Annotated in this window: 7 protein-coding genes and 1 pseudogene; 5 read left to right on the top strand and 3 right to left on the bottom strand. The window is 72.9% G+C overall.

Features of this window, described 5'->3' with window-relative positions:
* Nucleotides 1-63 precede the first annotated feature (63 nt).
* Together ACQ95T_RS04795 and ileS are read right to left on the bottom strand one after the other, a co-directional pair.
* Nucleotides 64-1,521, bottom strand: coding sequence for a bifunctional folylpolyglutamate synthase/dihydrofolate synthase (locus tag ACQ95T_RS04795; protein WP_425939794.1), 1,458 nt, complete (start codon nucleotides 1,519-1,521; stop codon nucleotides 64-66).
* Nucleotides 1,518-4,987: pseudogene (ileS, locus tag ACQ95T_RS04790) on the bottom strand (isoleucine--tRNA ligase). Before ileS ends, ACQ95T_RS04795 begins: the two are co-directional and overlap by 4 nt.
* Nucleotides 4,988-5,294: 307 nt before the next feature.
* On the opposite strand from ileS, the gene ACQ95T_RS04785 reads away from it, so the two are divergent.
* Both ACQ95T_RS04785 and ACQ95T_RS04780 read left to right on the top strand, forming a co-directional pair.
* Nucleotides 5,295-6,665 (top strand): FAD-binding oxidoreductase, encoded by a 1,371-nt coding sequence (locus ACQ95T_RS04785; protein WP_425939791.1) that lies wholly within the window; start codon nucleotides 5,295-5,297, stop codon nucleotides 6,663-6,665.
* 257 nt (nucleotides 6,666-6,922) lie between these two features.
* The gene (locus ACQ95T_RS04780) at nucleotides 6,923-8,245 is read left to right on the top strand and encodes a hypothetical protein (protein WP_431473587.1); all 1,323 of its coding nucleotides are present in this window, start codon (nucleotides 6,923-6,925) and stop codon (nucleotides 8,243-8,245) included.
* Nucleotides 8,246-8,251: 6 nt separating this feature from the next.
* Here the strand turns inward: ACQ95T_RS04780 and ACQ95T_RS04775 are convergent, their stop codons facing one another.
* Entirely contained in the window at nucleotides 8,252-10,213 is a 1,962-nt protein-coding gene (locus ACQ95T_RS04775) for an alanine/glycine:cation symporter family protein (protein WP_425939787.1), read from the bottom strand.
* Between the two features lie 154 nt (nucleotides 10,214-10,367).
* Here ACQ95T_RS04775 and valS point away from each other — a divergent pair, with 154 nt between their 5' ends.
* From valS to ACQ95T_RS04760, 3 genes are all read left to right on the top strand, one after another.
* Nucleotides 10,368-13,091, top strand: a complete 2,724-nt coding sequence (gene valS, locus ACQ95T_RS04770) for a valine--tRNA ligase (protein WP_425939785.1) — start codon at nucleotides 10,368-10,370, stop codon at nucleotides 13,089-13,091.
* A 187-nt stretch (nucleotides 13,092-13,278) separates the two neighbouring features.
* Nucleotides 13,279-14,169, top strand: a complete 891-nt coding sequence (locus tag ACQ95T_RS04765) for a DUF4129 domain-containing protein (protein ID WP_425939784.1) — start codon at nucleotides 13,279-13,281, stop codon at nucleotides 14,167-14,169.
* Nucleotides 14,166-14,678, top strand: coding sequence for a hypothetical protein (locus tag ACQ95T_RS04760; protein WP_425939782.1), 513 nt, complete (start codon nucleotides 14,166-14,168; stop codon nucleotides 14,676-14,678). Before ACQ95T_RS04765 ends, ACQ95T_RS04760 begins: the two co-directional genes overlap by 4 nt.
* Nucleotides 14,679-14,709 lie beyond the last annotated feature (31 nt).

Genomic DNA, 14,709 nt, shown 5'->3' with positions numbered 1-14,709 from the left:
CGGCCCGGGCCGTCCCCGGGCTGCCCGGGCCGTCCCCGGCCGCGCCCGGGGCGGCGGCCCGGCTCAGGTGCTGGTGACCCCCAGCAGCATGCGCACCTCGGCGGCCGTGGTCACCGAGCCGGTGGCCAGCACCGCGCCACCCACGCCGCCGTCGTCGGACAGGCCGGCCGCCACGTCCAGCGCCTCGGGCAGCTCCTCGACGACGGTGACCCGGTTCTCCCCGAAGTACTCGGCGACCATGGCGCCGAGCCGGGTCGGACGGATCGCCCGCGGCGAGGAGGTCCGGGTGACGACGACGTGGTCGAGGACCGGCTCCAGGGTCCGGATCATCGCCTCGGCGTCCTTGTCCTCCAGGACCGCCAGCAGCCCGACGAGGCGGGTGAAGGTGAAGGACTCCCGCAGCGCCTCCGCCAGGGCCTCGGCCCCCGCCGGGTTGTGGGCCGCGTCGACGACGACCGTGGGTGAGCGGCGGACGATCTCCAGGCGACCCGGGGACGTCACCCCGGCCAGCCCGCCCCGCAGCACCTCGTCGGTCAGGTGCTGCTCCCCGCCGCCGACGAAGGCCTCGACGGCCGCCACCGCGATCGCGGCGTTGTGGGCCTGGTGCGCCCCGAAGAGCGGCAGGAACAGGTCGGAGTAGTCACCGGCCAGGCCGCGCAGGGACACCTGCTGACCGCCGACGCCCACCTCGCGCGCGAGGACGCCGAAGCTGGTCCCCTCGGTCCGCAGGTCCGCGCCCACCTCCTCGGCCCGGTCGGTGAGGATGGTCATCACCTCCGGCTCCTGGACGCCGACGACGGCGATGGAGCCGGCCTTGACGATGCCCGCCTTCTCCGTGGCGATCTGCTCGACCGAGGATCCGAGCAGACGGGTGTGGTCCAGCGAGATCGGGGTCACGACCGCCACGGTGCCGTCGGCCACCGAGGTCGCGTCCCAGACGCCGCCGAGACCCACCTCGACGACGGCCACGTCGACCGGGGAGTCGGCGAAGGCGACGAACGCCAGGCACACCACGACCTCGAAGTAGGTCATCCGCACCTGCCGCCGCGGGTCCTCGTCGGCCATCGACTCGGCGTCGACCATCTCCAGGAGGGGCCGTACCTCGTCGTAGGTCTCCAGGAAGGCCTCGATCCCGATCGGCTCTCCGTCCAGGCTGATCCGCTCGCGCATGTCGTGCAGGTGCGGGCTGGTGAACCGTCCTGTGCGCAGACCCATCTCCCGCAGGATGCGCTCGACGATCCGGGTCGTGGAGGTCTTCCCGTTCGTCCCGGTGAGGTGGATCATCGGGTAGGCCCGCTGCGGGTCGCCCATGAGCTCCATCACCCGGGCGACCCGGTGCAGGGTCGGCTCGGGCATGTGCTCGGGAGTGCGGGCCAGGATCTCCTCGACCACCTCCGCGTAGCGCGCCGCGAGCCCGGGGTCGACCTGCTCGACGCCACGCCGCCGTCGTGCCGGAACCTCGGGCACGGCGGCACCGGGGTCGAGCGGCAGCTCGTTGCCGTCGAAGAACTGGTCGGTCATCGCGCCTCCACCTTGGTGATGAGCAGCTCCACGGTCCGGTCGCCGTCGAGGGTGGCCGAGGCCGTGTGCGAACGGATCCGCGGCTGGGTGCCCCCGTCGGGGTCGCTGCCCCCGCCGAGGCCGTGCCTGGGCGGCGGCGGGAGCGGGGTCCCGGCCCCCGCCGCCCCGAACTGCACCGCGAGGGTCTCGTCCATGACGAGGCGCTGGTGCTCGGTCGCGGCGGCCCAGACGTCGTCGTCGCCGACGACGGTGAGGCTGATCCGGTCGGTGATGTCCAGCCCGGCGTCCTTGCGGGCGCCCTGGACCGCCCGGACCAGGTCGCGGGCCAGGCCCTCGCGGGCCAGGTCCTCGGTGACCCCGGTGTCGAGCACGACGAACCCGCCGCCGTGGCCGCGCAGCATGGCCGTCGCCCGCGAACCTCCGTCGACGGCCTCGCCGACGACGGTCTCCAGGGTGTACTCACCCTCCACGAGCGACAGCCCGCCCGCGGTGACCGTGCCGTCCTCGGCGACCGACCAGTCGCCGGACTTGGACCCCTTGATGGCGGTCTGCACGTCGCGACCCAGGCGGGGACCGGCGGCGCGGGCGTTGACGGTCAGGCGCTGTTCGACGCCGAAGTCCGCGGCCGAGGCCTGGTCCAGGTCCAGCACCTGCACCTCGCGCACGTTGACCTCGTCCCGCACGATGCCGGCCAGGTCGCGCAGACCCTCGGCGTGCGCGGTCGCCACGGTCAGCGAGGCCAGCGGGAGGCGAACCCGCAGCTGCTCGGCCTTGCGCAGCGACAGGGTCGCCGAGCACACCTCGCGGACCGTGTCCATCGACTGCACCAGCTCGGAGTCCTCGGGCAGGTCCGCCGCGGTCGGCCAGTCGGTGAGGTGCACGGACTCACCCCCGGTGAGGCCGCGCCATACCTCCTCGGTGGTGAGCGGGAGCAGCGGCGCGGCGACGCGGCACAGGACCTCGAGCACGGTGTAGAGCGTATCCAGGGCAGTGCGCAGGCCTTCCTCACCGGCGGAGCCGGTACCCCAGAAGCGGTCGCGGGAGCGGCGGATGTACCAGTTGGTCAATACGTCGACGAAGGTCCGGACGGCGTCGGCGGCACCGGCGATGTCGAACCGGTCCTGGGCCTCCTCGACCTGGACCACCAGGTCGCGGGTCTTGGCCAGGACGTAGCGGTCCATCGGGTCGGTGGACTCCGTGGACCACCGCGCCTCGTAGCCGGCGGCGTTGGCGTAGAGGCCGAAGAAGTACCACGCGTTCCACAGCGGGATGAGCACCTGGCGCACCCCGTCGCGGATTCCGTCCTCGGTGACGACGAGGTTGCCGCCGCGCAGGATCGGGGAGGACATGAGGAACCAGCGCATCGCGTCGGCGCCGTCGCGGTTGAACACGTCGCGCACGTCGGGGTAGTTCTTCAGCGACTTGGACATCTTCTGCCCGTCGTTGCCCAGGACGATCCCGTGGCTGATGCAGGCGGAGAACGCGGGGCGGTCGAACAGCGCCGTCGCCAGGATGTGCAGGGTGTAGAACCACCCGCGAGTCTGGCCGATGTACTCCACGATGAAGTCGGCCGGGAAGTGGTGCTCGAACCAGTCGGCGTTCTCGAACGGGTGGTGCACCTGGGCGTAGGACATCGAGCCGGAGTCGAACCACACGTCGAGCACGTCCTCGACCCGGCGCATCGTGCTGGCGCCGGTCGGGTCGTCGGGGTTGGGCCGGGTCAGCTCGTCGATGAACGGCCGGTGCAGGTCGACCTCGCCCTCGCGGTTGCGCGGCAGCCGGCCGAAGTCGGCCTCCAGCTCGGCGAGCGATCCGTAGACGTCGATCCGGGGGTGGGCGGGGTCGTCGGAGACCCAGACCGGGATGGGGCTGCCCCAGAACCGGTTGCGCGAGATCGACCAGTCGCGGGCGTTCTCCAGCCACTTGCCGAACTGGCCGTGCTTGACGTGCTCGGGCACCCAGGTGATCTGCTCGTTGGTGCGCAGCATGTCGTCCTTGAACTTGGTCACCTCCACGAACCAGGAGGAGACGCCCTTGTAGATCAGGGGCTCGCGGCAGCGCCAGCAGTGCGGGTAGGAGTGGTCGTAGGCCTCGCGGCGCAGCAGGACGGTGCCCTCGGTGACCGCTCCCCGGTCGTGCTGCTCGGCCCCCGGCGCCTGGTTGCGGGTGGCCGCCTTGAGGTGGTCGATGATCGGGGCGTTGGCGTCGAAGACCAGCATCCCGGCGTACTCGTCCACCGGGGCGGTGAAGCACCCGTCGGCGCCGACGGGCATGACCGCCTCGATGTCCTCGCGGTCGGTGACCACCTTGTCGTCCTCGCCGAAGGCGCCGGCGGTGTGCACCAGTCCGGAGCCGTCGGTGGTGGTGACGAACTCCGCGGTGACGAGACGGTGGGCGTTCTCCCCCCCCTGGTAGTAGGAGAACGGCGGGACGTAGGAGCGCCCGGCCAGCTCGGCGCCGGTCATCCGGGCCAGGACCGTCGGCTCCTCCCCCAGCTCGCGGGCGTATGCCGCCAGCCTCGCCTCGGCGAGGACGTAGCGCTCCGGCCGCCCGGTGAGGTCCGACTCGACGACGACGTAGTCGATGTCCTCGCCGACCATGATCGCCAGGTTGGACGGCAGGGTCCACGGGGTCGTCGTCCAGACCAGGGCCAGGGCCCCGGCGAGCACGTCGTCGGCGGGGCTGTCGGAGGCGGCGGGGGTGTCGGAGGCGGAGGCGGTGTCGGAGGCGCCGTCCGCGTCACCGCCCGGGCCCGCGCGGGCGCGGCATACCCCTCCTGCGGCAGGATCCGCAGGCCCACGGTGACGGCCGGGTCCCGACGGACCTGGTAGACCTCCTCGTCCATCCGCAGCTCGTGGTTGGACAGCGGCGTCTGGTCGTTCCAGCAGTACGGCAGCACGCGGAAGCCCTCGTAGACCAGGCCCTTGTCGTGCAGGCTCTTGAACGCCCACAGCACCGACTCCATGTAGTCGACGTTGAGCGTCTTGTAGTCGTTGTCGAAGTCGACCCAGCGGGCCTGGCGGGTGACGTAGTCCTGCCAGTCCTGGGTGTACTTCAGCACCGACTCGCGGCACTTGTCGTTGAACGTCTCGATGCCCAGCTCGAGGATCTCGTCCTTGGTCTTGATGCCCAGCTGGCTCATCGCCTCCAGCTCGGCCGGCAGCCCGTGGGTGTCCCAGCCGAAGCGGCGCTCGACCCGGCGGCCCCGCATCGTCTGGTAGCGGGGGACGACGTCCTTGACGTAGCCGGTGAGCAGGTGGCCGTAGTGGGGCAGGCCGTTGGCGAAGGGCGGGCCGTCGTAGAAGACGAACTCGTTGGCGCCGTCCTCCCCCGCGTCGCGCTGCTCGACGCTGCGGACGAAGGTGTCGTGCTCGCGCCAGTAGGCCAGGACGGCCTGCTCGATCTCCGGAAAGCTCGGCGAGCTGGTCAGCGCGGCTCCGGAGGTGCTGGTGAGCGGGTAGGCCATGGGTCGTGGCTCCTCGTGGTGCGGGTCGTCGTGGGTCGTGTCCAACCACGAGGACGACACCCGCCGGGGATGAGCCGGTCGGCACCGCGGTACCACCTCGCTTGCGCACCCGCCCGGTCCTGCCGGGTCGTGGCGCGCCGCTCCGTGACGGCTGTGACGGGCCTACCCGTCCGGGTCTACTGGGCTCCCGGCCGGGGTGCCGGGGCTGTTCTGCCGGAGGCTCGCCGCTGATGACGGCTCGGACGCCTGTGCGCTCCATGGTAGCGGCTCGGGCGGGGTGGACCGGCCTCGTAGGCGTCTCGACGTCATGACCTCCCACCCCGAGGCCCTCCACGACCTCCTGGGCGACCGCGTGGTGACCGACCCGCAGATCGCGGCCGGGTTCGCCGCGGACGCCTCCCCGCAGGCGGACCCGCTGCCCGGCGACCGGTTCACCGTGGTGCGGGCCCGTTCCCGGGACGACGTGGTGACCACCCTGCGGTATGCCGCGCAGCACCGGGTCCCGGTCGTCCCCCAGGGCGCGCGCACCGCCACGACCGGGGCCGCGGAGGCGCTGGCCGGCGGCATCGTGCTCTCGACCGCGGCGATGACCGACCTGCTGGTCGACCCGGTGGAGCGGATCGCCGTCGTCGGCCCGGGCGTGGTCAACGCCGACCTGAAGCTGGCGGCGGCCGAGCACGGGCTGGCCTACCCGCCGGACCCGGCGAGCGCCTCGATGTGCAGCATCGGCGGCAACGTGGCCACCAACGCCGGTGGCCTGTGCTGCGTCAAGTACGGCGTGACGGCCGACTACGTGCGCGGCCTGGAGGTCGTGCTGGCCGGGGGCGAGGTGCTGCGCACCGGGCGGCGGACGGCCAAGGGGGTCGCCGGCTACGACCTCACCGGGGTGTTCGTCGGGTCGGAGGGGACGCTCGGCGTGGTCACCGAGGCGGTGCTGCGGCTGGTCCCGCTGGGCGACCCGGCGCTGACGGTGCTGGCTGTCTTCCCCACCCTGGAACGCACGGTGGCGGGCATCACCGCCCTGCGGGAGCAGCGGCACACCCCCAGCCTGGTGGAGCTTCTGGACGGGCCCAGCATCGCCGCGGTCCAGGCGTACGGCGACTACGGCCTGCCCACGGACGCCGCCGGGCTGCTGCTGGTCCAGTCCGACCGGCCCGGGCACGCCGACGAGGACGTGCAGGCGTATGCCGCCGCGCTCGCGGCGGCGGGTGCCACCGAGGTGGCGGCCGCCGAGGACCGTGCCGAGGCCGACCTGCTGCTGGAGGGACGGCGCGTGCTCAACCCGGCGCTGAAGCGCCGCGGTGACCGGATCATCGAGGACGTCTGCGTGCCCGTCGGACGACTGGGCGAGCTGGTGGCCGCGGTGCACCGGATCGGCGAGCGGCACGGCGTCGAGGCGACCTGCGCCGGGCACGCGGGCGACGGCAACCTGCACCCGTGCTTCTTCTACGACCGGACGGACCCGGCGAGCCGGGCGGCCGCCGAGCGGGCCTTCGACGACCTCGTCCGGACGGCGTGGGAGCTGGGCGGGACGCTGACCGGGGAGCACGGCGTGGGCTCGCTCAAGGTGCCGTGGCTCGCCGAGGAGCTGGGCCCCGCGGAGGTCGCGCGCCAGCGGGCGGTCAAGGCGCTGTTCGACCCGCTGGGGATCATGAACCCCGGGCGCGGGATCGCCTGAGGGGATGCCCCGGGGCGGTCTCCGGGGAGCGCTCACGGGGCGGCGCTCAGGGAGGCGACCGGGCCCGCCGCAGACCAGCCGGGTCGGGAGGCGACCGGGCCCGTCGCGCGGCCGGGTCGGGACACGCCCGGGCCGACCGACCTCACGGGTTCACGTGCACCCTCGAGGTCGAGGCGGGCGGGCGTGTCGCCGGCCTCGGGCACCGGGCTGTGGACGGCGGGCGCCGTCGACCGGCGCGACGCAGCACGATCGACGACATGAGGACGTCCGAGCCGAGCAGGTCCGACCGCCCACGCCCCGCCCAGGGTCCGGCCGACGAGCACGGACCCGTCCCCGACGAGCACCCGAGCCCCCGGGCGGAGTCCGTCGAACCCGCGGACCTGGACCGGCCGTTCCTGCGCGGCGAGGGGATCCGCCACGGGCTTACCCGTCACCGCGTCGACGGGCCGGCCTACCACCGCCTCTTCGGCACGGTGCGGGCTCCCTCCTCGGTCGAGCTCTCGCCGAGCACGCTCCTGGAGGCCGCCAGGCTGGTCGTTCCCGAGGCAGTGGCGAGCCACCACACCGCCGCCCGCCTCTGGGGAGGTCTCGTTCCGGACACCGCCGAGGTGCACGTCACGGTCCCAGCTTCCAAGGCACGGCGGCGGCGGCCTGGCCTGCGGTGCCACGTGCGCGGTCCGGAGTTCACGCGGACCACCACACTCCCGGGCGGCCAGGTCCCGTTGACGAGCCCGGAGCAGACCTTCGTCGACCTCGCGGCAGACCTGTCCCTCGTCGACCTCGTGGTGCTCGGCGACTCCTTGGTGCACCGGGGCGTGACGACCCCGGACCGGCTGTCGGGCGCGGCCGCACGGGCGACCGGTCGCGGCGCGGCGGCCGCCAAGGAGGGAGCGGGGCTGGTCCGCGACGGGGCGGAGTCGGGCATGGAGTCCCGCAGCCGGTTGCTCCTCGTCCTGGGCGGCCTGCCGGAGCCCCAGGTGAACCGGTGGGTCCTGGACGAGACGGGTCGAGGACGCTACCGGCTCGACCTCCCCTACCCGGAGCTGCAGCTGGCCTTCGAGTACGACGGCCGGCAGCACGCCGAGGACGCCCGCCAGTGGGGCTGGGACCTCGCCCGCCGGGGAGTGGCTCGACGGCCAGGGGTGGAGGCTGGTGGTCCTGCGGGCCGAGGACGTCTACATCACCCCGTGGGCGACGGTGCGACGAGCCCGGGACGCGCTCGCCGCTCGCGGGTTCGACGTGGACCTTCCCGTGGAGGCGCCCCTGGAGTTCCGCCACCACTTCCCCGGCCGACCCTGGCGCGCCGCGAGGAGCTGATCGCCGCACGAGGCCCGTGGGGCCCGTCGCGGACGGCCGGGTCGGGACACGCCCGGGCCGACCGACCTCACGGGTTCACGTGCACCCTCCAGGTCGAGGCGGGCGGGCGTGTCGCCGGGCTCGGGCACCGGGCGTCTCGGCGAGGGGCAGGAGACCCTGCGACCGGGCGTGTCACCGGCCCCGGGCACCGGGTGACGCGACGAGGGGCCGGGAGCGTGTGCTCCCGGCCCCTCGCCGGTGGTGCGGGTGGTCCCGCGCGGTGACTCGCGTCAGGTGCGCGGGTTGCCGTCGTGGTCGGGGTCGACGTCGGGCCCACCGTCCGCCTCGTGCCGTCCGCGCGGCTGGTGGTGCGGCGGGTCGGTCGGGGTGGTCGCCCCGCCACGGCCGAAGCCGTTGTCGTCCGGGTCCGGCGCGGCCTCGTGCCGGCCCTTGCGACGCGCGCCCCTGTCCTTGGGATGGGGGTTCATCGGTCCGTAGGGCTCGGTGGCGCTGCCCCGGCCGAAGCCGTCGTCGTCGGGATCGGCCCAACCCTTGCCGCCCTCCTCGACGATCTTCTTCCCTGTGCTGGCCCGCAGGTCGTCGGCGGCGACGCCGGCGGCGACCCGGTTGCGCCCGGAGGCGTCGACGATCTGGTTCTCACCGGCAAGCTCGGCGATGGGCCGGGTCTTCTCTGCGTCCGGCAACCCCAGCTCGGCGAGCAGGCCGCTCTCGCGGTCGGCGAGGTACTCGTTCATCTCGCGCTTGATGACCGGCAGCAGCATGTAGACGCCGAGCAGGTTGACGAAGGCGCAGACGAACAGGAAGTTGTCGGCGAACGCCAGCACCTGGCCGAAGGTCAGCAGCGTGCCGGCCACGGTGAAGAACAGGAACACGAAGCGGTAGATCGTCGTCGAGGTGCGGGTGTCCCCGAACAGGTAGTTCCACGCCTTCTGGCCGTAGTAGGACCAGGTGATCAGCGTGGAGATCGCGAACAGCGCCACCGCCACGGCCAGCACGGCCGGGAACCAGCTGATCTGCTCGCCGAAGGCGCTCGAGGTGACCTCGACGCCGGAGAGTCCGTAGTCGGGGTCGTAGCGGTCGCCGTCCTCGAAGGTGAACTCGCGGGCGTCGTTGTAGAAGGTGGTGTCCGCGATGACGATCGTCAGCGCGGTCATGGTGCAGATGAGGACGGTGTCGATGAACGGCTCGAACATCGCCACGAAGCCCTCGGAGACGGGGCGACGGGTCTTGACCGTGGAGTGCGCGATCGGGGCCGAGCCCAGGCCGGCCTCGTTGGAGAAGGCCGAGCGGGTCAGGCCGACGACCAGCGCGCCGACGAAGCCGCCGGTGACGCCCTGGGGGGTGAAGGCGCCCGAGAGGATCTCGCCGAAGGCGGGGATCACGTTGGGCAGGTTGGTGAGGATGACGATGAGGCAGGCCAGGATGTAGATGCCACCCATGAGGGGCACCAGGGTCGAGGTCACCCGGCCGATCGACTTCATGCCGCCGATGATGACGGCGCCGATGATGGCGGCCAGGATGAGGCCGAAGACCAGCGAGCCGGTCGTCGAGGCCAGCCATCCGGTGCCGTCGGGGTCGAGGACCGTCACGGCCTGGGAGTAGGTCTGGTTGGCCTGGAACATGTTTCCGCCGCCGACGCCGAAGAAGAGGATGGCGAAGGCGAACAGGCCGGTCAGCCCGACCGACAGGAACTTGGGCAGCTTGTCGAAGGCGACGGGCAGGTACTTGAACGGACCGCCGGAGACGGTGCCGTCCTCACGGATCTCGCGGTACTTCACGCCCAGGGTGCACTCGGCGAACTTGGTCGCCATGCCGAACAGGCCGGCCAGGATCATCCAGAAGGTCGCACCGGGACCACCGAGGGTGACGGCCGCGCCGACACCGGCGATGTTGCCCAGGCCGACGGTGCCGGAGACGGCCGAGGTCAGCGCCTGGTAGTGCGGGATCTCACCGGGGTCGTCCGCGCTGGAGTACCGGCCGCGGATGGTCTCGTAGGCCGTCTTCAGGCCACGGAACTGGATGAAGCCGAGGTAGATGGTGATGATGAACGCTGCGGCGACGAGCCACATCACCACGAACGGCATCTGCGGGATGCCGGGGAGGGTGAAGAAGATGATCTCACCGGACCAGAAGGTGACGCTGGTGAAGGCGCTGTCGACCGTGGTCTCGATGTCGGTCACCCACTGGGGGTCCTCGACGGGTGCCATGGGCACGGCTCTGTTGGCGAACATGGGGATTACAGTCCACGTCAGGACATGTCACGGTCAACGACATCGACTGATCTTGACCAAACCGTGACCTGCGTCACGGAACACCGCTAGACCCCCCCGTCGTTGTCCCACCCTTGGCCTCTCGACCCCGGAGCACCACCGCACGTCTGGGACAATGGCCGCCATGACGACACCTGAGCGCACCGATCCTCCGCGCCCGGCCGAGCTGCCGGAGCGTCCGTCCGTCGACGGGCTGGAGGAGACGTGGGTCCGGGTATGGCGTGAGCGTGGGGCCAACGTGTTCGACCGCGACGCCGCGCTGGCCGCGGACCGCAGCCAGATCTTCGCGATCGACACCCCTCCCCCGACCGCCTCTGGCAGCCTGCACATCGGGCACGTCTTCGGCTACACCCAGGCCGACTGCCTGGCGCGCTACCACCGGATGACGGGCAAGCACGTCTTCTACCCGATCGGCTGGGACGACAACGGCCTGCCGACCGAGCGCCGCGTGCAGAACTACTACGGCGTCCGCGGGGACGCGACGCTGCCCCACGACCCGGACTTCACCCCGCCGCAGCAGGGCGGGGACGGGCGCAGCACGAAGGCCGCCGACCAGGTGCCGGTCGGACGGGCCAACTTCATCGAGCTCTGCGAGGAGCTCACGGTCATCGACGAGAAGGCGTTCGAGGACACCTTCCGCCGGCTGGGCCTGTCCCTCGACTGGACCGTGCAGTACCGCACCATCGACGACCGCTCCCGTGCGGTGGCCCAGCAGGCCTTCCTGCGCAACCTGGCGCGCGGGGAGGCCTACACCGCCGAAGCGCCGGGCCTGTGGGACGTGACCTTCCAGACGGCCGTGGCCCAGGCCGAGCTCGAGGCCCGCGACTACCCCGGCGCCTACCACCGGGTGGCCTTCCACCCCGCCGGCGGCCCGCAGGACGGGGGCGCACCCGTCCACATCGAGACCACCCGCCCCGAGCTCATCCCCTCCGTGGTGGCGCTGATCGCCCACCCGGAGGACGAGCGCTACCAGCACCTCTTCGGCACCTCGGTGACCTCGCCGCTCTTTGGGGTCGAGGTGCCGGTGCTGGCGCACGAGGCCGCCGAGAAGGACAAGGGCGCCGGCATCGCCATGTGCTGCACCTTCGGCGACATGACCGACGTGCAGTGGTGGCGCGAGCTGTCGCTGCCGACGCGCTCGGTCATCACCCGCTCCGGCCGGCTGCAGTCCGAGGTCCCCGCGTGGGTCGCGGGCGGCCCCGGGGAGACCCTCTACGCCGAGGGCCTGGCCGGGCGGACCACGTTCGCCGCGCGCGAGGCCGTGGTCGCCGCGCTCCGGGAGAGCGGTGACCTGGACGGGGAGCCGCAGAAGACCCAGCGCAAGGCCAACTTCTTCGAGAAGGGCGACAAGCCCCTGGAGATCGTCACCTCGCGGCAGTGGTTCATCCGCAACGGGGGCCGCGACAACGGCGACGACCTGCGGGCCCAGCTCCTCCAGCGCGGCGAGGAGCTGCGCTTCCACCCCGACTTCATGCGCAACCGCTACCGCAACTGGGTGGGCGGCCTCAACGGCGACTGGCTGATCAGCCGGCAGCGCTTCTTCGGCGTGCAGATCCCGGTCTGGTATGCCGTGGACGCGGACGGGGAGGTCGACCACGAGACCGTCATCGTCCCGTCCGAGGACCGGCTGCCGGTCGACCCGATGTCGGACGTGCCGGAGGGCTGGACGGCCGACCAGCGCGACCAGCCGGGCGGCTTCACCGGCGACCCCGACATCATGGACACCTGGGCGACCAGCTCGCTGACCCCCCAGATCGCGGCGGGCTGGCCGACCAACGGAGGTCGGGGACCCGGTTCGGACCCCGAGCTGTTCACCAAGATCTTCCCCTTCGACATGCGGCCGCAGGGGCACGACATCATCCGCACCTGGCTGTTCGCCTCGGTGGTGCGGGCGCACCACGAGCACGGCACGCTGCCCTGGACGGACGCCTCGATCAACGGCTGGATCCTGGACCCGGACCGCAAGAAGATGTCCAAGTCCAAGGGAAACGCGACGACGCCGCTCGGCATGCTCGAGCAGCACGGCACGGACGCGGTGCGCTACTGGGCCGCCGCAGCCCGGCCCGGCGTGGACACCATCGACGACCCCGGCCAGGTCAAGGTCGGCCGGCGGCTGGCGATCAAGCTGCTCAACGCCAGCCGCTTCGCCCTGTCCTTCGGCGAGCTGCCCGAGGGCGCCGACGGGACGCCGGCCGACGCCGTCGCGCTGGTCACCGAGCCGCTGGACCGCTCGATGCTCACCGGCCTCGCCGAGGTGGTCCGGCGGGCCACCGCCTCCTACGAGGACTGGGACTACTCGACCGCGCTGGACGTCACCGAGAGCTTCTTCTGGACCTTCTGCGACGACTACCTCGAGCTCGTCAAGGAGCGGGCCTACGGATCGGCGGACGAGGGTGGGCCCTCCCCCGCGACGCTGTCCGCCCGCGCGGCCCTGCGCCTGGCGCTGTCGGTGCAGCTGCGACTGCTCGCGCCGGTGCTGTGCTTCGCGACCGAGGAGGTCTGGTCCTGGTGGCACGAGGCGGGGTCCTCGGTGCACGTCCAGCCCTGGCCGACGGTCGAGGAGCTCGGCGGGGCCGCGGGCGGCGACGTCGGTCTCCTGGGGGTCGTCGGGCAGGCTCTCAGCGGTCTGCGCCGGGCCAAGTCGGAGGCCAAGGTCAAGATGCGGACCGAGATCTCGGCCGCCAGGCTCACCGCCCCGGCCGCCGACCTCGAGCGGGTCCGGGCCGCCACGGGCGACCTGCGGGCGGCCGGCAAGGTCACCGGCGAGCTGGAGCTGGCCGAGGCCGACGAGCTGGCGGTGCACGACGTGGCCCTGGTGACCGAGGACAGCACCGTCTGAGGCACGGCCCGTCCGAGGCGGCACGCGCGAAGGCACGACCCACCTGAGGCACGGCGCGCGCTGCTGAGGCAGGCACGTTCGGAAGGCACGACCCACCCACCCGTGGCACGGGCACGGTGTGTGGCACACCGGCTCCGGCCTGCGGCCGGCGGGCCGGCCCTTCGGCGGCACCGATTAGGGTGACCGGATGCGCAGGGGCAGCACGGCGACCGTGGTGGCGGTGCTGCTGACCGTGGTCGGCCTCGGGCTCCTGCTGTGGGGCTCGGGCCAGGGTTCACCGCTCGTCGCCGAGCCGCAGGGCACCTGGGGACCGCCCCCGATCAGGCTGCCCGAGCTGCCCGAGCCGGTGCCCGTCGAGCAGACAGGTGAGGAGGAGGGGAGCCAGACTCCTCCTCCGGAGGGCGCCGAGCGCGTGATCGACCTGGCCCTGCTGCTCTACGCCGCCGTCATCCTGACGGGCGTGCTCCTGATCCTGCGCGCCCTGCTGCGCCGCGGCCGGCGCGAGCGCGACCCCGTCGAGGAGCCGGACGAGGAACTGCTGGCCCTGCTGGACGCCAGCGGGGAGGAGGTCCGCTACCGCGCCCTCACGGAGGGCGACCCGCGCAACGCCGTCGTGGCGTGCTGGGTCGCCCTGGAGGACGCGGTCGACCGGTCCGGCCTCGCCACCGACCCCTCCGAGACCGCCGCCGAGCTGACCGCGCGGGTGCTCGGCCGGTGGCAGGTCGACCCCTCGGCGATCACGGACCTGTCCGAGGCCTACCGGGAGGCCCGCTTCTCCCGCCACCCGGTCACCGAGGAGCAGCGGCGGTCCGCCGTCGAGGCGCTCCGCCGCATCCACGAGGACCTCCACCGCCGGGTGCGCGCCGAGCAGGAGGCGGCCGAGGCGGCGCGGGACGCCGCCGCGGGCGAGGCCGCCGCGCGTGAGGCCCCCGCCGCGGGCGAGACCGCCGCAGCTGGCGAGGACGAGGGCGAGGCCGACGGTGTCACGTCCGACGCCGACGACGCCGAGGCCGACGGTGCCAAGGCCCGGGGGGACGGCCCGCGCGGGGCCTCCGGCACGACGGGGACCGACCGGTGAGGGACCGGACCCGGCTGCGCCGCACGCTCCTCGGGGCCCTCGCCGCCACCCTCGTCGTGGGAAGCCTGCTCTACCTCGTCGGCGCGCTGCCGCACAGCCTTCCGGAGGTGCTCGCTGTCGTGCTGCTCGCCGGCACCGTGCTCGGGCTCCTGCTGGCCGCGCTCCGGCGCACGGGGGACGGCGTGGAGCCCGCGTGGTGGGCCTCCACCCCGCGCGAGGAGGCCATCGCCCCGGCGGCGATGGACTACCGGCTCGTGCGGCTGCGGCGCGACCTGCGCGACGCGCTGGAGCGGGACGACCGCCCCGACACCGTCCACGCGGTGCTGCACGACCTGGCCGCCGAGCGCCTCCGGGCGCTGCACGGCGTCGACCTCGCCGCGCAGCCGGACGAGGCCCGGGCGCTGACGGGCCCCGAGCTGTGGCACTACCTCACCCACCCTCCGACCGGGACCCGCCGCAGCAGCCGGGGTGCCGTCCAGACCGCCATCGAAGGGATCGAGAAGCTGTGACCGACCACCAGCCGACCGCCGCCGCACCGGA

The sequence above is a fragment of the Ornithinimicrobium carbonis genome (genome assembly GCF_050703245.1).
In the GTDB taxonomy this organism is placed as follows: Bacteria; Actinomycetota; Actinomycetes; order Actinomycetales; family Dermatophilaceae; genus Ornithinicoccus.
Note: the sequence above shows the minus strand (reverse complement) of the source record. Positions and strands in the feature narration are given on the sequence as shown.